Source organism: Pseudomonas sp. AO-1, from assembly GCF_019775695.1.
GTDB classification, from domain to species: Bacteria; Pseudomonadota; Gammaproteobacteria; order Pseudomonadales; family Pseudomonadaceae; genus Aquipseudomonas; species Aquipseudomonas parakoreensis.
The window spans coordinates 1,762,996-1,783,400 of the sequence record NZ_CP079947.1; the positions used below are offsets into that span (position 1 = coordinate 1,762,996).

Below are 20,405 nucleotides of genomic sequence, written 5' to 3' on the forward strand. Positions count from 1 at the left end.
CCTCGATGATTTAGAAAAACAGCCCCATGCGCCGCTCGTAACCGATCCGGCCCTTGTACGCTTCGCCGCTGTCGACGAAACCGTGTTTGGCGTACAGCGCGATCGCCGCGTCGTTATCGGCATCCACCGACAGTTCCAGCCCTTTGATCTCCGGCCATGCTTCACGCGCGACGTCGGGCAGGGCCTGCAGGCAGGCCTTGCCATACCCCTTGCCTTGCGCGCGGTGATCGACCTGCAAGGCGTGCAGGGTGGCGCTGTGTTCATCGGCCCAGGCTGGCAACACCGGCGGGCGCTTGAGCAGCAGGAACGCCACCGGCACTTGATCGGCCAGCAGGGCAAAGCCTTTCACGCCGGGGCCGGGTTTGGACAGCAGCGTATGCAGCGCACCGTGAATGTCGCCGGAAAACTTGATCTGCTCGGGATGGATTTCAATCGCCTCGACCTGCTGACGCTGCAAGGCGTTCAGGCTGTCGTACGGCACGAGTTGGGCTGACACGGGAATTTCCTTTTTCCTACAAAGGTAAGCCTTGGATTCTAGCGATTTTGTCTTTGGCGGAAATTTTTTGTTTCGTCTGTCGATCTGCCCGATGGCCGAACGACTAAGGGTGTCTTCACTACAAAAAACACGGAGAACACCATGAGCGCACACACTGAAATCCAGGCCCTGATCAACACTTACCGCGAAGCGGTGATGACCAAGAACGTTGACAAAGTCATGGCGTTGTACGCCGACGACATCGTCTCGTTCGATGCGATCAAGGCCCTGCAATTCAAAGGCAAGGCGGCCTACCGCGCGCACTGGGAAGCCTGCATGGAAATGTGTTCCGGCCCGCACGTTTTCGAGTTTCACGAGATCGCCATCGAGACCGCCGACAACCTCGCTTTCGCCCATTGGGTCACGCATTGCGGGGGGACCAACGACAAGGGCGAAACCCAGAGCTGCTGGATGCGCGCTACCGCGTGTTATCGGCCAGTGGGCGGAACGTGGAAGATTGTCCACGAGCACTGGTCGGCGCCGTTCGATCCGATGAGCGGCAGCACGCTGTTCGATGTGCAACCCTGATCTTCAGCCATAGTTGATCCGTTCGATTCAGGAGAAAGCCATGAAGTATCTATGCCTGGTCTACAGCGATGAGCGCCTGCTGCACACCTCGCCCGACAGCCCGGAAGACGCCGAGTGCTGGGCCTATGCCGAGTCGATTCAGGGCAGCGGGCGGATGGTTGCCGCCGAAGCGCTGGAGTCGGTGCAGACCGCAACCACGGTGCGCATGCGCAACGGCAAGCTGTCGATCACCGATGGCCCGTTCGCTGAAACCAAGGAGCAACTGGCCGGGTTTTACCTGATCGATGCCAAGGATCTGAACGAAGCGATTCAGGTCGCCGGCCACATTCCGGCGGCCCGGGTCGGCAGCGTCGAAGTGCGTCCGGTGCGGCAGTTGAATGTCTGAAGTCCAGGCGCGGGTCGAGCAGGTCTATCGCGAAGACTCGCGGCGGATTCTGGCAACCCTGATTCGCCTGCTCGGCGATTTCGACCTCGCCGAAGAAGCCTTGCACGAGGCGTTCTTCGTCGCGGTCGAGCGCTGGCAGCGCGACGGCGTGCCCGACAATCCGCGCACCTGGCTGGTGTCCACCGGGCGTTTCAAGGCCATCGATGTGTTGCGCCGCCGCGCCCGCTTCAAGGCCTCGCAGCCGCTGTCGCTGGCGCAGCTCGAAGAACTGGAACAGGCCGACTGGAGTGGCGAAGACGTGGAAGACGACCGCTTGCGGCTGATCTTCACCTGCTGTCACCCGGCGCTGGCGGCGGATGCGCAAGTGCCGCTGACCTTGCGTGAAGTCTGCGACCTGACCACCGAGGAAATCGCCCGCGCGTTTCTTTCGGCTCCGGCGGCGATTGCTCAGCGCATCGTGCGGGCCAAGGCCAAGATCCGCGATGCGAAAATCCCTTATCAGGTGCCGAGCCTGAACGAGTTGCCGGAGCGCCTCGACAGTGTGTTGCGGGTAATTTATCTGGTGTTCAACGAAGGCTATTCGGCGTCGATGGGCACTGAGTTGATCCGTGAAGACCTGACCCGTGAGGCGATCAGGCTCGGGCGTTTGCTCATGGAATTGCTGCCGGAGCCGGAGGTCATGGGCTTGCTGGCGTTGATGCTGCTGCATGAGTCGCGGCGACCGGCGCGAACCTCGGCCCAAGGGGAGTTGATTCTGCTCGACGATCAGGACCGCTCGCGCTGGGATGCCGGGTTGATCGCCGAGGGTTGCGCGCTGATCGAGCGTGCGCTGAGTACGCGGCGTTTCGGGCCTTATTGCCTGCAAGCGGCGATTGCTGCGGTGCATGCTGAGGCGCCTTCAGCAGCGGATACGGACTGGCAGCAGATCGTCGGGCTGTATGACGTGCTGTTGCGGGCGGTGCCGTCGCCGGTGATCGAGTTGAACCGCGCAGTGGCAGTGGCCAAGCGCGATGGCGCGTTGGCGGGGCTGACGCTGATCGAGGGGATCCTGGATCGCGGCGAGTTGCAGGATTACCACCTGGCGCATTCGGCGCGGGCGGAATTTTGTCGGCAGTTGGGTCGGGTAGAGCAGGCGCGGGCGGCGTATCGGCGAGCACTGGAACTGACCCGGCAAGAGCCGGAGCGGCGGTTTATCGAGGGGCGGCTGAGCGAACTGGATTGATCCGGGGGAATTCATTGGCAGTGCCGGCCTCATCGCTGGCAAGCCAGCTCCCACAGTGTCTGCGCCGTACACAAAGTTAATGAACACCTCGGTACTTGTGGGAGCTGGCTTGCCAGCGATTGGCGGCGCCGCTATTCCAGCATCTTGCTCAGCAACCAGCTCCCCGCCGGGCCCGGCGGATAGACCCGCGACCACAACGCATCGACATACACCGGCCGTGGCCAGCCACGCACCGTCAGCTCCACCAGCGAGCCATTGCCGAAACGCCCCACCAGCCAGCGTGGCAACGCCGCCCAACCGAAGCCCATTTCCGCCATCTCCATCAGCATCAGGTAACTCGGCGCCGACCACACCCGGCCTTTGGCCCGGCTGTCGTAGGGATTGACGATGGTCGCCAGGCGCAACTCGCGATGCTGCTCCAGCACCTGCTGATCGACACCTTGGATGCCGGTCAGCACATGATCACGTTTCACGAACAGTGCGATGTCGGTGTGCTCGGCCACGGTCGAGGTCACCAGGTCCGGCGGGTAGCTGTCGCGCATTTCGGCAAATGCCAGGTGCGCGCGGCCACGCTGGACCAGTTCGATCAGGTCGTCGCACTCGGCGATCAGGCATTCCAGTTCCAGGTCCGGATAACGCTGCTCGAAGTCGACCAGCGCCGCTTCGAAGCGCGCCGATTGATAGGTGTCGGAAATCGCCACGGTCAGCTTCGGCTCGACGCCTTGTGCCAGTTGCCGGGCGCTCATTGCCATACGATGGGTGGCCGCCAGAATCGCCTCGGCCCGTTGCAGCATCACATGGCCGGCCGGAGTCAAGGTCGGTTTGCGGCTGCTGCGGTCGAACAGCATCAGATCCAGATCGATCTCCAGACTGGCCACCGCCGCACTGATGGTCGACTGACTGCGTCCCAGTTTGCGCGCCGCTGCCGAAAACGAACCCTGAGTGGCAGCCTGAACAAACGCCAACAGCACTTCCTGCGAAACCATGAACTATCGCCTTGATCGATGGTTATTGGTTATGAAGTATCGGTGTGAGGGCAGATCATGGCAACCCTCTTCACTCAAGGAGTCAGGCCATGACTGCCAACAAATCCATCACTGAACGTATCTTCCAGGCCATCGGTTTCGAGTGTCTGGCGATCCTGATCTGCACGCCGTTGCTGGCGTGGATCATGGACAAACCGCTGCTGGACATGGGCGCGGTGACCGTGCTGATCGCCGTGCTGGCGCTCGCGTGGAACGTGCTGTTCAACGGACTCTTCGACCGGGCGCTCAAGCGCCTGAACCTCGGGCATAACGCTTGGACGCGGGTGATCCATGCGCTGCTGTTTGAGGGCGGGTTGATCGTGATGGGCGTACCGCTGATTGCCTGGTGGCTGTCGGTCAGCCTGTGGCAGGCGTTCTTGCTGGACATCGGCGTGCTGCTGTTTTTCCTGCCGTACACCTATGTGTATCACTGGGGGTATGACGTGGTGCGCGAGCGGTTTGTGCAGCGCAGCGCCTGTCAGAGCTAACCCGAACCCTGTAGGAGCTGCCGCAGGCTGCGATCTTTTGACTTTGATTTTTTAAAAACAAGATCAAAAGATCGCAGCCTGCGGCAGCTCCTACAGGGGCGTGTTGGGCTTAGAGAAACATGCCGCCCGATGCTTCAACCCGCTGCCCGTTGATCCACTGCGCACCCGGCGCCAGCAGCATCGACAGTGCGCCACCGATGTCATCCGGTTGCCCGGCGCGTCCCAGTGCGGTATTGCTCGCAACCATCGCGTTCAACGCGGCGTTGTCGCGCACCGCGCCGCCGCCAAAATCCGTCTCGATGGCGCCCGGCGCCAGAATGTTCACGCCGATCTGCCGCGCCCCCAGCTCCTTGGCCTGATAGCGGGTCAGCACTTCCATCGCACCTTTCATCGCTGCGTAGGCGGCGTAGCCCGGCAGGCTGAAGCGGGTAAGCCCACTGGAAATGTTGATGATACGCCCGCCGTCATTGATCAGCGGCAGCAGTTGCTGAGTCAGGAAGAACGGCCCTTTGAGCTGGATGTTCATCAGCAGGTCGAACTGTTCCGGAGTGGTTTCGGCGAACGCCGCATGCACGCCAATCCCGGCGTTGTTGATCAGGAAGTCGAAGCGCGGACGATCAAAGTGCTGCAACGCCTGCTCAACCCGCGAAGCGAAATCGGCAAAGCTTTCGCTGCGGCCCACATCCAGTTGCAGCATCACGGCTTTGGCGCCGCGTTGTTCCAGTTCAGCCACCAGCGCCTGGGCTTCATCGGCGCGGCTGTTGTAGGTGCCAATGATGTCCACGCCTTCGGCGGCGAGGTGCAGGGCGGCGTTCTTGCCCAGGCCACGGCTGGCGCCGGTGATCAATGCGATTTTGCGGCTCATGTGAAATCCTCGATTGCGGTGAGTGGTGATGAGCAAAGTTTATTTATCCGCCGTGGGGTGATAAACAGACTGAAACCGGAATCACTGATCGGCTCAGTCGAACAATCAACGGGTGTCCTCATGAACAAACTGGAACTGCTGCGCACCTTCGTCCGGGTCAGCGAACTGTCGAGTTTCACCCTGGCCGGCGAGAGTCTCGGGCTGCCGCGCTCGACGGTGTCCGAGCATGTGCAGGCCCTGGAAGGCCTGCTAGGCACGCGCCTGTTGCAACGCACCACGCGCAAGGTGCAGGCAACGCAGGACGGTCTGGTGTTGTACGAGCGCAGCAAGGATCTGCTGTCGCACATGGACGAGATCGAGGGGCTGTTTCGCCAGGATCCGGCCTCGTTGAGCGGGCGGATTCGCGTCGACATGCCGAACATCCTCGCGCGACGCCTGATCATGCCGCTGCTGCCTGAGTTCATGGCGCGGCACCCGAATCTGGAACTGGAAATCAGCAGCACCGACCGCCGTGTCGATCTGCTCAGCGAGGGTTTCGATTGCGTGGTGCGCATCGGCGCGCAGCCGGATCAGTCGGTGGTGGCGCGGCATCTCGGTGACTTCCCGATGATCAACTGCGCCAGCCCTGCGTACCTTGAACGCTACGGCGTGCCGCAGACCCTGGAAGATCTGGCGCAGCATCGACTGGTGCATTACGTCGGCGTGCTCGGTTCGCGTTCGGAAGGGTTTGTGTATGAACAGGACGGTCAGGTGCGGCGCCTGCCGATGGCTGGCAGTGTCACGGTCAACAGCACTGATGCTTACGAGTCGGCGTGCCTGGGTGGCTTTGGTCTGATCCAGGTGCCGCGCACCGGCATGCAGCCCCATCTGGACACCGGAGAGCTGCTGACTGTGCTACCGCAGTTCACCGCGCCGGCGATGGCGATTTCAATCCTGTATGCACGGCAACGGCATTTGCCGCTGCGGGTGCGGGTGTTCATGGAGTGGTTGGGGGAGGTCATCCGCTCGACGCTCTGACGACATCCCCCTGTAGGAGCTGCGGCACGCTGCGATCTTTTGATTTTTGTTTTTTAAAGCAAAATCAAGAGATCGCAGCCTTCGGCAGCTCCTACAGGGATTTGTGGGGATCAGAAGATCTGGGTGAACAGCCAGTACAGGCTGCCCGACAGCAGAATCGCCGCCGGCAAGGTCAGCACCCACGCCATCAGCAGATTGCGGATGGTCTTCATCTGCAAGCCACCGCCATTGGCGACCATGGTTCCGGCCACGCCCGATGACAGCACATGGGTGGTCGAGACCGGTAAACCGAACATGTCCGCCGCGCCAATGGTCAGCATCGCCACGGTTTCCGCCGAGGCGCCCTGGGCGTAGGTCAGGTGGGTCTTGCCGATCTTTTCGCCGACCGTCACCACAATCCGTTTCCAGCCAACCATGGTCCCCAGCCCCAGGGCGATGGCCACGGCGATCTTCACCCACAGTGGAATGAAGCGTGTGGCGTTGTCGATCTGCTGCTTGAACAGCTGCAGTTTGTCCGTGGTGTCGGCGTCGAAGTTGCCGACCTTGTTCTTCTCCATCAAGCGAATGCTTTCGCTGGCCAGGTACATGTCGTTGCGCACGTTGCCCATGGCTTCGGCCGGGACTTTCGACAGCGAACCATAGCCTTTGACCTCTTCGCCAATGTGCCCGGTCAGGGCGGCGAGGGCGGGGATCAGTTGCGGCGTGGCTTGCTTGCTGCGCACGTAATCCGACAGCACCGGACGCGGATCGACCGGGGCTGGCAGCGGGGTATTTTTCACCAGCGCTTGCTGGGTGACTTCGGCGACAGCGGCAAACTGCAGCGCCTGATCGGCGGGCATGGTGCGGTTCAACGCGTAAGCCATGGGCAAGGTGCCGACCAGAATCAGCATGATCAGGCCCATGCCTTTCTGCCCGTCGTTGGAGCCGTGGGCGAAAGACACACCGGTGCAGGTGGCGATCAACAAACCGCGAATCCACCACGGTGGCGGGTTGTTGCCTTGCGGCGCCTTGTACAGCGCGCGATTCTTGATGAAGGCGCGCATGGCCAGCAGCAACAGCGCCGCGCAGCCGAAGCCCACCAGCGGCGACAGCAACAGCGCGTAACCAATCTTGGTTGCCTGCGCCCAGTCCACGCCGCTGGTGCCGTCGCGCCCGTGCATCAGGGCATTGGCGACGCCGACGCCGATGATCGAGCCGATCAGCGTATGCGATGACGAGGCCGGCAGGCCTAGCCACCAGGTGCCGAGGTTCCACAGGATCGCCGCGATCAACAGGGCGAAGATCATCGCGAAACCGGCGGACGAACCGACCTGCAGAATCAGCTCCACCGGCAGCAGGGCGATGATGCCGAACGCCACCGCGCCACTGGACAGCAGCACCCCGAGGAAGTTGAAGAAGCCCGACCAGACCACCGCCACGTTCGGCGGCAGCGAGTGGGTGTAGATCACCGTCGCGACCGCGTTGGCAGTGTCGTGGAAACCGTTGACGAACTCGAAGCCCAGCGCAATCAGCAACGCCACGCCGAGCAACAGGAACGGGGTCCAGGTGGTGACGGTGGTGCCCAGCTCATGCATGTCGTGCATCAGGCTGTAAGCGGTGAACAACATGCCCATGGCCAGAACCGCGAAGAACACCACGTAAGTGAACGGACCGGGTTTCTTATCAAGTGCCGGCCGGCCGCCGTGGGCGGACGCGGGGCGGGCGGCGGTCAGGGAGGGAGTAGCCATGAGCGGACAATCCTGAGCGAGGGAAGGTTTGTTCGTCATGATCGTTGCTAAATATTACAGAGAGACTGCGATAGATCAGTGTTTGGGTTTTTAGCTCCACCACTGATCTGAAGGCTGAGGCAGATCCCTGTGGGAGCGAGCTTGCTCGCGAAAGCGGTGTGTCATTCAACAATGATGGTGCCTGATATTCCGTCTTCGCGAGCAAGCTCGCTCCCACAGGGGAACTGTGCTGGACATCAAGTTTGGTGGTTAGTAATCCCCACGCTTGCGAAACGCCCAGCGCCCGGCAATCACGGTAAACGTCGCCACCAGCGCCACCAGAATCCAGAACCCCTCGGGATCCGTCGCCAGCGGCACGCCGCCGACGTTCATGCCGAAGAAACCGGCGATGATGTTGATCGGCAGCGCCAGCACCGTGACCACGGTCAGGGTGAACAGCGTGCGGTTGCTCTGTTCGTTGAGGTTGGCGGCGATTTCTTCCTGGAGCAGTTTGATCCGCTCGCCGAGGGCGGTGAGGTCGTTGATGATCAGCGCAAATTCCTCGGTGGACTTGCGCAGCTCCTTGACGTCCTCCTTCTGCAGCCACGCCGGCGGCCGGTTGAGCAGGCGCAGCAAGGAGCCCGGCTCCAGCGCCAACAGGCGTTGCAGGCGCACCAGCACCCGACGGTTGGCGCCGAGTTCGGCGCGGTTGGTCGACAGGCGCGAGGAGAGTAATTCGTCTTCGACCTGATCGACGCTCATGCTGGTCTTGCGCACGATCTGCGTCAGCACTTCGCCCTGATCGCGCAGCAGGTGCACCAGCAGTTCCGACGGTGAGCGAAAGCATTCGCCGGCCTTCACCGACGAACGCAGTTTGTCCACCGAGTGCAGCGGTTGCAGGCGTGCGCTGACGATCAGTTTGCTGCGCACGCAGACCCACAGCGTCGACACGTCCGAGGACACCATGCTGCTGAGGTTGAACACCACGTCGTTGACCACCGCCAGCAACGCCGAGTCCACGTGCTCGATGCGCGTCGAGCGTGAACCTTCGTGCAGCGCCTCGAAGAATTCTTCGGGTAATTGCAGATGACTTTTCATCCAGCGCTCACACGCGGCGTGCGCCAGGTTCAGGTGCAGCCAGAGGAATTCATCACGGTCGCTGTCGTCTTGCAAGCAACGCAGGGCGGTCGCCGAATCGACTTCGCGGCCACGCTCACCGGGACGAAAACGGAAGCCGTAAAGCAGACCGAACAAATCAGGATCGCGATGACTGAGATCAAGGCTGTGGTTCATGGAGGCTCGCTGCGAGGAGGGCGTCTGGCATGGAGTTTTCAGATTCACCTGAGCCGCATCATCGCAACCGGATATGACACTTGCGTGACGACAAAATGACGCCAGATCAATGTCTTACCGGCGGTCGGATTCTCTTCAAGAAGCGCTCTGGTGCGCCGATCACGCTTGGGTTACGTTGCGCGCGCTTGGCCATGAGCCAAGGCTCGCCGACACGGATGTCCGGCAAAATCCCACGCCTTATCGGGCGTGCCTCATCCCTGTCCTGAGTATCTCGCGATGCTGCAAAAATCCCTGAGAGCACAAATTCTCGCCCTGCTGAGCGGCAGCCTGCTGGCGATGCTGTTGATCGCACTGGCCTGCTTTCATTTCCTGTCCAATGGCGTGCAGAACTACAGCCAGTTGATCGCCGGCCCCTTGCACACCTCACAATTGATCGACGAGGCCAACCTGCAATTCAAGGTGCAGGTGCAGGAGTGGAAAAACGTCTTGCTGCGCGGCAAGCAACCGGCGGACCTGGCCAAATACTGGAGCCAGTTCGAAGATCGTCAGCGCGATGTGCAGAGCATTCTCGGTGAACTGGCCGGCCAGAAAGGCCTTGAGCCGGCGCTGAAAACCCGCATCGAACGCCTGCGTGAAGAGCACCGCCAACTCGGCAGCGCCTACCAGAAAGGTCGCGATGCCTACGTCGCGGCCGGTGCCGATCCAGCGGCTGGCGACAGTGCCGTCAAAGGCGTGGACCGCGCCACCAGCGATCAGATGAGCGAACTGGTCGCCGAGCTGCGCAAGCAGGGCACCGAACAGTCGGCGCAGATCAGCGCCAGTGCCGACAGCACCGTGTTGCTGGGGATTGTGGTGATGCTCGGTTCCGGTCTGCTGATCGGCTTGCTCAGCCTGTGGCTGGTCAACCGCAACCTGATCGAACCGATCCGCAAACTGATCGATTACGTCACCCAACTGAGCCGTGGGCGCCTCGCCGAACGCGTTACCAACGCCCGTCAGGACGAGTTGGGCAACCTTGCGGCCGCCGCCAATACCCTGCGCGATTTCCTCGCTGAAACCTTCACTCACCTGCAACGCAGTGCCAGTGATCTGGACAGCGCCAGCGGCGAATTGAATGCGATCGCCACGACCATGGCCGGCGGCACCAACGAGCAGTTCAACCGCACCGATCAGGTGGCCACGGCGATGAACGAAATGTCCGCCACTGCCCAGGAAGTCGCCCGTCACGCGGCGGATGCGGCGCGCGCTGCCGACGATGCCGACCAGTCTGCCCAGCAGGGTGAAAAGGTCATGCAGGGCACCATCCACACCATCACCCAGATGCGTGGCGAAATCGCCAACACCGCTGAAGTGATTCGTCGCCTGGAAAGCGACAGCGGCCGCATCGGCAAAGTGCTGGAAGTGATTCGCGGCATCGCCGAACAGACCAACCTGCTGGCGCTTAACGCGGCGATTGAAGCGGCGCGGGCCGGTGAGGCCGGACGCGGTTTTGCGGTGGTCGCCGACGAGGTGCGCAATCTGGCGCAGCGTACGGCGGAGTCGATCATCGAGATCAACCAGATCATTCAAAACGTGCAGACCGGTGCCGTGGATGCTGCGCAAGCGATCGAAAGCGGTCAGGCGCGCAGCGACGAAAGCGTCGAGCAAGTGACTCAGGCCGGTGCGATGCTGGAGCGCATCACCCACGCGGTGGAGGCGATCCGCGACATGAACCGCCAGATCGCCACCGCCGCCGAAGAGCAGACCTCGGTGGCCGAAGACATCTCGCGCAACCTGACCGAGATCACGTCCATCGCCAGCACCAACCTCAACAGCGTGCAGCGCACTGAAAGCGCCAGCCAGAACCTGCACGGCCTGTCCGGGCAACTCAACGAAGTCACTGCGCGCCTGAGCGCCTGACGTCCGCCGACGTGTACCGGTTCGGTTACCGAGTCGGTACACAGTCGATCTCAAATCCGTGCGACTACCGCCGATGGCCGGTTATCTATAACCGGCATTGGAGCCAGCCCATGGTCAGCATCACCTCCGTTTCAATCAATCAGACCGTCACCACCGCCACCAGCAAAACCAAAATCAGCGACGCCAGTGACGACACCTCGGCCACTGCAACCAGCAGCGCAAGCGTCAGCGCCGATACCAGCAAAGTGGCGGCCGGCGGGGGCGCGGCTCCGGCAGGCGACAGCAGTTCCGACAGCAGCGGTGAATCGGATTCGGTGAAAGCACTGCGCAAGCAGATCGCCGAGCTGCAAAAGCAATTGCAGGAGCAACAGCAAGCGCTGCAAGCGGCTCAGGCCAAGCAGGAAGACGCTGATGCCAAAGCGGCTGACGTGGCCTCCGCCGAGTCGCAAATCTCCAGCACCTCGGCTTCGTTGCAGACGGCGACGGCGGCGTTGTTGCAGGCGTTGCAGGATTCCGGGTCGAGCAGCTCGGGCTCGCTGGTCAGCACTTCGGCCTGACAACTGCGAAACACTGCAGAACCAATGTGGGAGCAAGCTTGCTCGCGAAAGCGGTGTGCCAGTCGCCTCATGTGTGGCAGACACAACAGCTTCGCGAGCAAGCTCGCTCCCACAGGGATCCAAGGTGTGCTTTTCAGGCAGTGGGCAGGCTGAAGGTGAACAGCGTGCCGCTCTGTGCGGTTGACGCCACATGCAAATGCCCGCCATGGGACTGGGCGATCTGACTGGCGATATACAGCCCCAGACCGAGCCCGGCCTGTGGCGTGCTGGCGCTTGGGCGCGAGTAAGGCTGGAACAGATGCGGCAAAACCGCCTCGGGAATATGCCCCTGATTCTTCACCGCCAGCATCAACACGTCGTGCTCGACTTGCGCGATGACCTCAATGTCACCCGCCGGGTCGCCATGGGCCACCGCATTGGCCAGCAGGTTCGACAGCAATTGAGCGATCCGCGCGCGGTCACAGGGCAAGCCCTGCAAGTCGCCGATGGACGCGTGAATGGTGCGCTGCGGATGCACGTTGCGAATTTCCGTCACCACTTGCTGCACGGCTTCGGTCAAATCGGCGCAGGGCTGGATATTCACCGGAATGCCCTTGCCCAAGCGTCCGCGTGCAAAGTCGAGTACGTCATCCACCAGCCGGGTTGCCCGTTGCGCACTGCCGAGGATATTGCGTACCCGAACGTCGATGGCCGGATCCGGATGCTTGCGCAGGAGCATTTCGGCGCCAGCGCTGATCGCGAATAACGGGTTACGCAAGTCGTGGCCGAGTACGGCAATGAACTGTTCGCGCAACTCGGCGGTTTCGCGCTCCTGCAACAACGCGGTTTCGGTGAGCTGCGCGTTTTCCTCGGCTTCGATCTGCAACGCGAGCATTCGCGCGAACGACTCCATGGTGCTCTGGATGCTGCTGGACTTGAGCTGTGCCGGGTTCGGATCGAGCGCGCAGATCGTGCCGAAAAACCGTCCGTCAGTGCGGAACACCGGCACCGAGATATAGCTCTCGAATTTGTACAGACGCGGGGTGTGATGATCGCGGTAGAGCGGGTCTTCGCTGGCCTTGTCGATCACCACCGAGGTGTGCGCAGCGCGGATTTCGTGGCACAGCGTGGTGACCACATCCAGTTCGCCACCGACCTGCAGGCCGAAATCCAGCTGATCGAGGACGGCGCAGGCTGTCCATGACTCCTCGGTAACCCGCGCCACGGCGGCGAAGCGCAGGCCGGTCAGTTCGCGAATCACCTGAAGTATCGCCGGAACCGCGCTGATCCGTTTGATCGTTGCGATGTCTGCTGCCGCTGTCTGCCCCATGCCCATCGCTCTCGGCTGCAATCGTTTATCTGATGGTCGCCATACTAGCCGTCTGATGGCGGTTTTGGCATCCCTTCAGGCGGCATCCGCGTGATTCGCCGGGCAACGGACGCAAAAAAGCCGCAGGATCCGGGATCGTGCGGCTGTGCGTTGGCGCTGTATCAGGTGTCTTGCTTGTTGCTCAGCACCTTGCCGGTGGTGGCATCGAAGTCGACGTCATACTCTTTGCCATCGGCGGTTTTCAGCTCGACTTCGTACTCGTAACCGTTGAAGTGGTTATCCAGATCGGTGTCGGTGATGGTCGCACCCGGGTGCAGTTTCAGTGCCTCGGCGTTCATCGATTCCAGCGACTTGATCTTGCCGGATTTGACCAGCTCAGGGATCTGGTCGACACGCACATCGGCCTGGGCGAGGCCAGCAGTCAGGGTCAGGGCAGCGGCGGTAAACAGGGCAGTCAAAGTTTTCATCGGGTCATTCCTTGGGTTGTTCGTTGAAGTGGGCTCAGGTTAACCACCACAACTTAATTCACCCTTAAAACCCCGAATACAAAACGGACAAGCCGTGCCCGACACAAAACCTGTGGGAGCGTGGCTTGCCCGCGATCAAGGCGCCTCGGTTTTTTCAGATCAGAACCCGTTGTTCTTCAACACCTGATCGACACTGGCGCTGGCTGGACGCTTGTAGAACTTCAACAGTTCGCTGGCGCGGTTGGTGAAGATGCCATCAACCCCGGCCGCCATGACTTTCTCGAAGTCCACCGGCTCATCGACGGTGTACACGTGCACCAGCATGCCCTGATCGTGGGTGTACTGGTTCATCCACGGTTGCACCAGATCCGAGTAGCTCTGATCGCCACCCTGGGTCAGTTTGGCCGAAGGGCCGGTGCCGATGGCGCCGTGAGCCTTGGCGAAATCCACCCATTGCTTGAATTCGGCTTCGGACTTCGGCTCCTGCTTGCCGTAGAACACGTTCTTGTCCTTCTCGCCGGATTCGGCAAAGGTCACCTTGGATTTTGGCTCGATGCTGCCTTCGCCGACCCACAGCAGCAGGATTTTCGGCACTTGCGGCATTTCCTTTTGCAGCAGTTCGAGGCTGTTCTTCTCGAAAGTCTGCAGGATCACTTTGCCCTTGCCCTGGCCGACGCCCAGCTCGCTCTTGGCCAGTTTCGAACCGGCCGGGCTCAGCCAGCCGCGATCTTGCAGCTTCTCTTTGAGGTCATGCTCGATCCCCGGAAACAGTTGCGGCTCCTTGGTTTCGATGTACAGGCCCGGCTTGTGTTTCGGGTTGGCCTGGGCGATGTCGATGATTTCATCGAGGGTGAGGATTTTCAGCCCGGCATAGGTCGGACGTGCGCGATCCGGGTAAGCCTTGTTGTACCAGCTGCCGGCGTCGAGGGTTTTCAGTTCGGCCATGGTGAAGGCGGTGGCCGGGCTGTCTTTGCGCTCCGGGAATTTGGTGGCGACGTCGGTGGTGCGTTGCAGGTTGTTGTCGTGCAGGGCGAACAGCACGCCGTCCTTGCTGCGCTGCAAGTCCATTTCCAGGTAGTCGGCGCCGAGGTCGCGGGCCAGTTTGTAGGAGGCGGCGGTGGACTCCGGCGCATCGAAGGACGCGCCACGGTGTGCGATCACGGCTGGATGCGGGATGCCATGGGCGGCGGCCAGCGCGTTGACGTCAGTCGCGGCGGCGTGGGCCTGGCCGAGACCGAGCATCAGGCTCAGCATGAGGGCGCTTTTGGTGAAAGTGGCGGGCATGTTCGAGTTCCTTTCGCAGGGCATTTTCAAAGACGTACCTTTTAACAACTGAATCGGTTGCGTGCTATCGCCAGACCGACATAAACGTATTAAAAGCGATTTTTCCTGCACTTTTGTGGCGCGGTTTGCAGTACGCTTGGCCTCGGCAGACGCTCCGGCAGAGGGCGCGCCGAGTCTGTTGCCCTGCGTGTAAACCATCGATGATTTTTCGTGAGGTTTACCATGCGCATCACTTCCCAACTCATCTGTCAGGCCGCCGATGACCTCAAGGGTTTTGTCGGCCTCAACCGCAAGACCGGTCAGTACATCGTGCGTTTCAGCGAGGATTCGTTCGGCATGGACGTGGCCGATGACGGCATTATTCCCACCAGCGAATTTGTCTGGGCGCCGGTTTCGGATACCACCATGACCTTGAAGCGCGAGTTGATTCAGTTGCTGCTGGATCAGAACATCGACGAGCGGATCAACATCAGCGAGCCGTTGCGGGTGTACATGAGCAAGGTTGAGGTGCCGGAGATTGTGGCGGTGCGCAGTCTGGTGCAGGGCTGAGGTTTTTGTATTGACGCTACTGGCCGCATCGCGGGCAAGCCACGCTCCCACAGGTTATTCGTTGTTCTGAAGATCACGCAGTACCTGTGGGAGCTGGCTTGCCAGCGATGAGGCCAGTGAGAACACCACCCAACTCCCTACCCAAACCGATACTCGCGCTCCACCCGACACACCCGGGTCTGAAACGTCGAATACCACTGCGCCCGCCCGCGCGCCTGAATCACCCGGTGCTCGGGATGCTCGCGCCAGGCCAGAATCGCCGCCTCGCTCTCCCAGTAGGAAATGGTGATGCCGACGCCATCTTCCCCACGAATCGAATCAATCCCGAGAAACCCCGGTTGCTGGCTGACCAGTTCCATCATGCGCTCGGAGGCCGCGGCATAACCGTTGTCACCTTCGGTGCGGGTCGAGGTGAAAATCACCGCGAAGCAGGATTCGTTCGGCTTCATGGACGTTTCTCCGCACACGCTTCGACAAACGCCCGCACCAGCGGCGGGACATGGCCCCTGAGCGCCGCACGTTCCGGTTGAAACAACGTGGCGACAAAAAACACATGGTCAGTCAATTCGATCGCGCGCAAATCGCCCGCCGAATCGTGCCCCACGGCACGTAGCGGAGGGGTCAGTAATTCCTTTTCGAACTGTGGGTTCACACCGAATCGGCAGCGATAGCCTTCATGAATTTCAGACGTTTCGTACGCCTTGGCGATCAACGAACCGGCGACCAGATGAATGCTGTCTACCGCCTCCACCAACGAGCAGGTCAGCGGTGTCAGTACCGCTCGCGGCGAATCCGGTGACGTTTCGCCATGCTCGGCATCGGCCCAGCCCAGCACATTGCGGGAAAATTCCAGCAGCGCATGCTGAAAACCGCCGCAGGTACCAAGGAACGGGCGCTGTTGTTCGCGGGCAAAACGAATCGCCCTGAGTGCACCGGCCTCACTTTTGTAGGGGCTGGCCGGGATGCACCAGAAGCCGTCGTAGTGTGCCAATGGTGTATCGACGTGGATTTGATCCGTGGCCAGCCAGTCGAATTGCACATTGTGGCCGGACTGCTCGGCGATCATGCCGAGGGCAACGGGGATCGCCTGGTGGGCGGTGACTTGCGGGTCGTGATCGCCGATCAGGGCGATGGAAATGGCGTCCATGGGATTTCCTTGATTTGAGTGAGTAAGCCTCTGTGGTGAGGGGATTTATCCCCGACGGGGCGTGAAGCGGCCCTCAAACAAGGCCTGCTGCGCAGTCCATCGGGGATGAATCCCCTCACCACAGTGAATGTGTGCAGTTGTCGATCACCGGGGCTCACTATAGATTGGCGTTCACGCACTCAATATTGGCGTTTTCCCAAGTGATCAATGCAGCGACGCACTATCGACTCGACTACCCGGATCTGGCGCTGATCCTTGCGTTGGTGCGCGGCGGCTCTCTGGCCCGGGCGTCGCAGTTGCTCAGGGTAGACGTGTCGACGGTGTTTCGCGCAGTGCGTCGTCTGGAGTCGGCGCTGGGCCAGCTGTTGTTCGAAAAGAGCCGCGCCGGTTATTTGCCCACCACCCTTGCGCAGACGCTGGCCGAGCAGGCCGAGCGCGCCGAGCAGGCGCTGGAAGCGGCGCGAATCGGTGTCGAGCAGGGCGGGGAAGTGGTCAGCGGTACGGTGCGCCTGACCTGTACCGATTCGGTGCTGCAAGGCCTGCTGTTGCCGGCGCTGGCGCAGTTCATGCCGAACTACCCGGCGTTGACTCTCGAGCTGAGCACCTCCAACGATTTCGCCAACCTCAGCCGGCGTGATGCCGACATCGCCCTGCGCCTGACGCGTACACCGCCGGAGCATCTGGTCGGACGGCAACTGGCGAAGGTTTCCTACCGGGTCTGCGCCAGTGCGCGGTATCTGCAGAATGTGGATGCGACGGATCTGGCAGCGCTGACTTGGATCGCCCCGGACGAGTTTCTGCCGGATCACCCGACCGTCGCCTGGCGCCGCCAACAGTTGCCCGGCGTGATCCCGAGTTATCGCTGCAACAGCATGCTCTCGGTGACGGAGCTGGTGCGCGGCGGTCTCGGCGTGGCGGCGTTGCCGGACTTTCTGATCACGGAAGGTTTGCAGCCCCTCAGCGCACCGCTGCACGGCTATGACACCGCGCTATGGCTGCTGACCCGCGCGGACTGCCGCGCGTTGCGCGCGGTGGTCACGCTGTTCGATGAACTGGGGCGGGCGCTGCGTCTGCCATGATCAGCGTTGCGGATCCTGGCAGATGTGCGCATGCAGTTCGCGGGTCAGACCTTCGATGCGTTCAGTCAGGCTCTTGGTCATCTCGGTGAGTCGGGTGTTCTGTTCCAGCAATTCGAGCAGTTGCGCGGTGGTCTGTGCGGCCTGCGCCTGGCGCTCGCTGTTGGCCACCGCCAGCGCTTCACGGTGTTGCGCGTCGGCGTCCGACTGCGCCTTGTCCCGCGCGGCCTGTCGGGTCTGTGCCAGCAGAATCAACGGCGCGGCGTAGGCGGCTTGCAGGCTGAACGCGAGGTTGAGCAGGATGAACGGGTAGACGTCGAACTGCGTCACGCCCGAGACGTTGAGGCCGATCCACACTGCGACGATCAGCGTTTGCGCGCCGAGAAACAGCGGCGTGCCAAAGAACCGCGCGAAGGCCTCGGCACGCAGGGCGAACGCGTCGTTGCCGAAGGTGGTGTTGAGGTGGGCGTGGGGGCGGTGGAAGCGCAGGTGATCGACCGGGGCGGGGGCGGGGACATCGGTTTTTTCTGTGGTCATGGTGGGCTCGGCAGGACTTGGGACTGGAGGTCACTATAGCCCTGCATCGAGGCTGATGGCCCTTTCGCGAGCAGGCTCGCTCTCACAGGTTCCGGGTTGATCACAAGTCAAGTGATCGACTCAATCCCTGTGGGAGCGAGCTTGCTCGCGAAGGCCGCGACGCGGTCTGTCAGCCCGGCGCCCGCTCATTGGCAAACATGCTCACCGCCTGCACTGCTTCACTGGCGCCATCGCGGATCTGCAGTATCACGCTGCCGGCCTGATCCGCCAGTTCAACGCCTTGCGCCGCCCGCCCGCGGGTGCCTTCCATGCTCTTGATCGCCTGCCGTGTCTCGCTCTGGATCAGGCCGATCATGCTGGAAATCTCCGCCGTCGAGCCGCTGGTGCGCGCCGCCAGTTGCCGCACTTCGTCCGCCACCACGGCAAAACCGCGGCCCTGATCCCCGGCGCGCGCCGCTTCAATCGCCGCGTTGAGCGCCAGCAGATTGGTTTGGTCGGCAATCGCGCGGATCGTATTGACGATCGCGGTGATCTGCTCCGAGCGCTCGCCAAGTTGCGCGATCAGCGTTGATGACTGCGCGATGTCGTCAGCAATTTCACGCATTTCGCTGGCCGCCTGCTGAATCACCTGAGTGCCTTGCTCGGCGACTTTCCGGGTTTCCACGGAGATGTGATAAGCGGCGCTGGCGCTACGGGCATCGTGCTCGTGCTGCTCGACGCGGGCGGTGACGTCCGTGGCGAATTTCACCACTTTGCACAAACGCCCGGCGGCGTCGTACACCGGGTTGTAGTTGGCCTCCAGCCAAATACTCTGGCCGCGCTTGTCAACGCGTTCGAACTGGCCCTGGAACAGTTCACCCTGATTCAAGCGTCGCCAGAAGTCCTCGTAGGCACTGCTGTTGACCAGCTCAGCGCGGCAGAACAAACGGTGATGTTTACCCTTGAGTTCAACGAGGGTGTAACCCATGCGTGTCAGAAAATTCTGATTGGCCGTGAGAATGCCGCCGTCGAGGTCGAATTCAATCACTGCCATCGCCCGGTCGATTGCCTGCAGTTTGGCGTTGGCCTCGCTTTCCTGCTGGACCTTGGTCGTCACGTTCATGGCGAACTTGACCACTTTGACCACACGTCCCGACGCATCCTTGATCGGGTTGTAATTGGCTTCCAGCCAGATCGGCTGGCCCTGGCTGTTGATCCGCTCGAAGGTGCCGGACTGGAACTGGCCGTTTTTCAGGCGCGACCACAGTTCGGTGTATTGCGCGCTGCGGCCAAACTCCGGAGTGCAGAACAAGCGATGCGGCTGGCCGATCACCTGTTCGGCGCGGTAGCCCATGGTTTTGAGGAAGTTGTCATTGGCCTTTAACACCACACCGTCAAGGTCGAACTCGATCACCGCCATGGAGCGATTGATCGCTTCAAGCAGGCCGTTTTGTTCGGTGATGGTGTGTTGAAGATCGTTGAGTTCGGCCTGGTGGCGTTTGAAAAACATAGAGGCAGTACCTGGAAGTAGGGAAAGACGAGGTTTGTGTCCCTGTTTCCGCGCTGGCAGAGCAAATGCCGGGTCAGCATTTGTCATTGACTGCAAAGTGCCAGCATCCAGGCTGACGGCTCGATCTTATACAAACCAAGTTAAGTTGTACAAGAAATTGCGCGTTGGTACGTTTCCGGTTTTTTCAAAGTTCGAGTCAGTGACGCCGGGCGGGTGCCGAAAAGGCCGGTTCAGAGCTGATAACGTGCCAGAAACATCTCCAGTGCCGACTCGGCCACGGCTTTTTGCGTGTCTGCATCCAGCGGCGGCAAACCCATGGAAATCTGCGGCCAGAAACCGAATGACTTCAACAGTCCCTGCACCTGCTGCGCGGCGAAATCGGCATCCACGGTTTTCAACCGACCATCGGCCAGTGCGGCGCGAATCCACACTGTCAGGCCTTCTTCCCGCTCGCCCATGCGCGCCACCATGTCTTGCGCGCGCTCCGGTGAATGAATGGTGGCAGCAATCGCCACCCGCGCCAGCCCGAGAAAATTGTCATCGGCCATCATCTGCAGTTTGGCCAGCAACATGGGCAGCAGTTGCTCGCGCAGCGGCTGATCGGCGCGGTAGCTCACCGTCTGCTCTTCAGTAATTCGTGCCCAGAGTTGGTTGAGAATTTCGGCGAACAGCTCTTCCTTGCTGGGGAAATGGTTGTACACCGTGCGCTTCGACACCCCGGCGGTGGCCGCGATCTTGTCCATGCTGGTGATCTCGAACCCGTTGGCCCGGAATTCGGCAATCGCCGCCTGAATGATGGCTTCGCGTTTGCGGTCGGTAAGGCGCTGTGCAGCTGTCATAAGTACGCTTCGGCAGAGAAAGAGGGGAATTACACTTGGCAGTTTACTTGTCATCCGGTTTGATGCAACCTAGAAACTACACCGTCGAGTGTAATGTTGCGTTAATCCACGCAACCTAAAAACCAGACAGTTCGGCTGATGCGTGCGTGCCTTGGCCATTTATCGTCCCACCGTGGAAAACCGTGAAT

Annotated in this window: 22 protein-coding genes; 9 read left to right on the forward strand and 13 right to left on the reverse strand. The window is 61.2% G+C overall.

The features are described from left to right. Positions 1-10: 10 nt before the first annotated feature. Positions 11-496, reverse strand: a complete 486-nt coding sequence (locus tag KVQ82_RS08085) for an N-acetyltransferase (RefSeq protein ID WP_222018582.1) — start codon at positions 494-496, stop codon at positions 11-13. A 141-nt stretch (positions 497-637) separates the two neighbouring features. On the opposite strand from KVQ82_RS08085, the gene KVQ82_RS08090 reads away from it, so the two are divergent. From KVQ82_RS08090 to KVQ82_RS08100, 3 genes are read left to right on the forward strand one after another with little or no spacing between them, the layout of a single operon-like run. Next, complete coding sequence (locus tag KVQ82_RS08090) at positions 638-1,063, forward strand: nuclear transport factor 2 family protein (RefSeq protein WP_041066426.1); 426 nt, start codon at positions 638-640, stop codon at positions 1,061-1,063. Between the two features lie 40 nt (positions 1,064-1,103). After that, entirely contained in the window at positions 1,104-1,448 is a 345-nt protein-coding gene (locus tag KVQ82_RS08095; RefSeq protein ID WP_003227360.1) for a YciI family protein, read from the forward strand. After that, positions 1,441-2,670: an RNA polymerase sigma factor gene (locus KVQ82_RS08100; protein ID WP_222018583.1), complete on the forward strand. Its 1,230-nt coding sequence runs from the start codon at positions 1,441-1,443 to the stop codon at positions 2,668-2,670. The genes KVQ82_RS08095 and KVQ82_RS08100 overlap by 8 nt, the downstream gene beginning before the upstream one ends. Before the next feature lie 131 nt (positions 2,671-2,801). On the opposite strand, the gene KVQ82_RS08105 is transcribed toward KVQ82_RS08100, so the two are convergent. Then, positions 2,802-3,656, reverse strand: a complete 855-nt coding sequence (locus tag KVQ82_RS08105) for a LysR family transcriptional regulator (protein ID WP_222018584.1) — start codon at positions 3,654-3,656, stop codon at positions 2,802-2,804. Positions 3,657-3,745: 89 nt separating this feature from the next. Here KVQ82_RS08105 and KVQ82_RS08110 point away from each other — a divergent pair, with 89 nt between their 5' ends. Next, positions 3,746-4,183, forward strand: coding sequence for a multidrug/biocide efflux PACE transporter (locus tag KVQ82_RS08110; protein ID WP_222018585.1), 438 nt, complete (start codon positions 3,746-3,748; stop codon positions 4,181-4,183). A 109-nt stretch (positions 4,184-4,292) separates the two neighbouring features. Here KVQ82_RS08110 and KVQ82_RS08115 read toward each other — a convergent pair whose 3' ends face one another. Continuing rightward, a complete protein-coding gene (locus tag KVQ82_RS08115) occupies positions 4,293-5,048 on the reverse strand; it encodes an SDR family NAD(P)-dependent oxidoreductase (RefSeq protein ID WP_222018586.1) in 756 nt (251 codons plus the stop codon). 120 nt (positions 5,049-5,168) lie between these two features. On the opposite strand from KVQ82_RS08115, the gene KVQ82_RS08120 reads away from it, so the two are divergent. Beyond that, on the forward strand, positions 5,169-6,065 hold the full coding sequence (locus tag KVQ82_RS08120) for a LysR family transcriptional regulator (protein WP_222018587.1): 897 nt from the start codon (positions 5,169-5,171) through the stop codon (positions 6,063-6,065). 110 nt (positions 6,066-6,175) lie between these two features. Here KVQ82_RS08120 and KVQ82_RS08125 read toward each other — a convergent pair whose 3' ends face one another. Beyond that, positions 6,176-7,792 (reverse strand): inorganic phosphate transporter, encoded by a 1,617-nt coding sequence (locus tag KVQ82_RS08125; protein ID WP_041066444.1) that lies wholly within the window; start codon positions 7,790-7,792, stop codon positions 6,176-6,178. Between the two features lie 249 nt (positions 7,793-8,041). Beyond that, entirely contained in the window at positions 8,042-9,064 is a 1,023-nt protein-coding gene (locus tag KVQ82_RS08130) for a transporter (RefSeq protein ID WP_041066447.1), read from the reverse strand. 276 nt (positions 9,065-9,340) lie between these two features. On the opposite strand from KVQ82_RS08130, the gene KVQ82_RS08135 reads away from it, so the two are divergent. Next, a complete protein-coding gene (locus KVQ82_RS08135; RefSeq protein WP_222018588.1) occupies positions 9,341-10,963 on the forward strand; it encodes a methyl-accepting chemotaxis protein in 1,623 nt (540 codons plus the stop codon). 110 nt (positions 10,964-11,073) lie between these two features. Further along, positions 11,074-11,520: a hypothetical protein gene (locus KVQ82_RS08140; RefSeq protein ID WP_041066454.1), complete on the forward strand. Its 447-nt coding sequence runs from the start codon at positions 11,074-11,076 to the stop codon at positions 11,518-11,520. 133 nt (positions 11,521-11,653) lie between these two features. On the opposite strand, the gene KVQ82_RS08145 is transcribed toward KVQ82_RS08140, so the two are convergent. The 3 genes from KVQ82_RS08145 to KVQ82_RS08155 form a co-directional block, all read right to left on the reverse strand. Further along, complete coding sequence (locus tag KVQ82_RS08145; protein ID WP_145594432.1) at positions 11,654-12,829, reverse strand: GAF domain-containing sensor histidine kinase; 1,176 nt, start codon at positions 12,827-12,829, stop codon at positions 11,654-11,656. Positions 12,830-12,990: 161 nt separating this feature from the next. Then, positions 12,991-13,296: a PepSY domain-containing protein gene (locus KVQ82_RS08150; protein WP_041066459.1), complete on the reverse strand. Its 306-nt coding sequence runs from the start codon at positions 13,294-13,296 to the stop codon at positions 12,991-12,993. Between the two features lie 159 nt (positions 13,297-13,455). Continuing rightward, on the reverse strand, positions 13,456-14,580 hold the full coding sequence (locus tag KVQ82_RS08155; RefSeq protein WP_086791922.1) for a glycerophosphodiester phosphodiesterase: 1,125 nt from the start codon (positions 14,578-14,580) through the stop codon (positions 13,456-13,458). 222 nt (positions 14,581-14,802) lie between these two features. On the opposite strand from KVQ82_RS08155, the gene KVQ82_RS08160 reads away from it, so the two are divergent. Then, a complete protein-coding gene (locus KVQ82_RS08160; RefSeq protein ID WP_041066464.1) occupies positions 14,803-15,129 on the forward strand; it encodes a DUF2025 family protein in 327 nt (108 codons plus the stop codon). Between the two features lie 137 nt (positions 15,130-15,266). On the opposite strand, the gene KVQ82_RS08165 is transcribed toward KVQ82_RS08160, so the two are convergent. After that, positions 15,267-15,578 (reverse strand): antibiotic biosynthesis monooxygenase, encoded by a 312-nt coding sequence (locus KVQ82_RS08165; RefSeq protein ID WP_041066466.1) that lies wholly within the window; start codon positions 15,576-15,578, stop codon positions 15,267-15,269. After that, the gene (locus tag KVQ82_RS08170) at positions 15,575-16,276 is read right to left on the reverse strand and encodes a CTP synthase (RefSeq protein WP_222018589.1); all 702 of its coding nucleotides are present in this window, start codon (positions 16,274-16,276) and stop codon (positions 15,575-15,577) included. Before KVQ82_RS08170 ends, KVQ82_RS08165 begins: the two co-directional genes overlap by 4 nt. Before the next feature lie 137 nt (positions 16,277-16,413). Between KVQ82_RS08170 and KVQ82_RS08175 the strand changes: the two genes are divergently transcribed. Beyond that, on the forward strand, positions 16,414-17,355 hold the full coding sequence (locus tag KVQ82_RS08175; RefSeq protein WP_222019369.1) for a LysR family transcriptional regulator: 942 nt from the start codon (positions 16,414-16,416) through the stop codon (positions 17,353-17,355). On the opposite strand, the gene KVQ82_RS08180 is transcribed toward KVQ82_RS08175, so the two are convergent. From KVQ82_RS08180 to KVQ82_RS08190, 3 genes are all read right to left on the reverse strand, one after another. Beyond that, the gene (locus KVQ82_RS08180; protein ID WP_222018590.1) at positions 17,356-17,889 is read right to left on the reverse strand and encodes a DUF1003 domain-containing protein; all 534 of its coding nucleotides are present in this window, start codon (positions 17,887-17,889) and stop codon (positions 17,356-17,358) included. It lies immediately after the preceding gene. A 169-nt stretch (positions 17,890-18,058) separates the two neighbouring features. After that, a complete protein-coding gene (locus tag KVQ82_RS08185; protein ID WP_222018591.1) occupies positions 18,059-19,378 on the reverse strand; it encodes a PAS domain-containing methyl-accepting chemotaxis protein in 1,320 nt (439 codons plus the stop codon). 230 nt (positions 19,379-19,608) lie between these two features. Then, a complete protein-coding gene (locus tag KVQ82_RS08190) occupies positions 19,609-20,217 on the reverse strand; it encodes a TetR/AcrR family transcriptional regulator (protein WP_145594418.1) in 609 nt (202 codons plus the stop codon). Between the last annotated feature and the right edge of the window lie 188 nt (positions 20,218-20,405).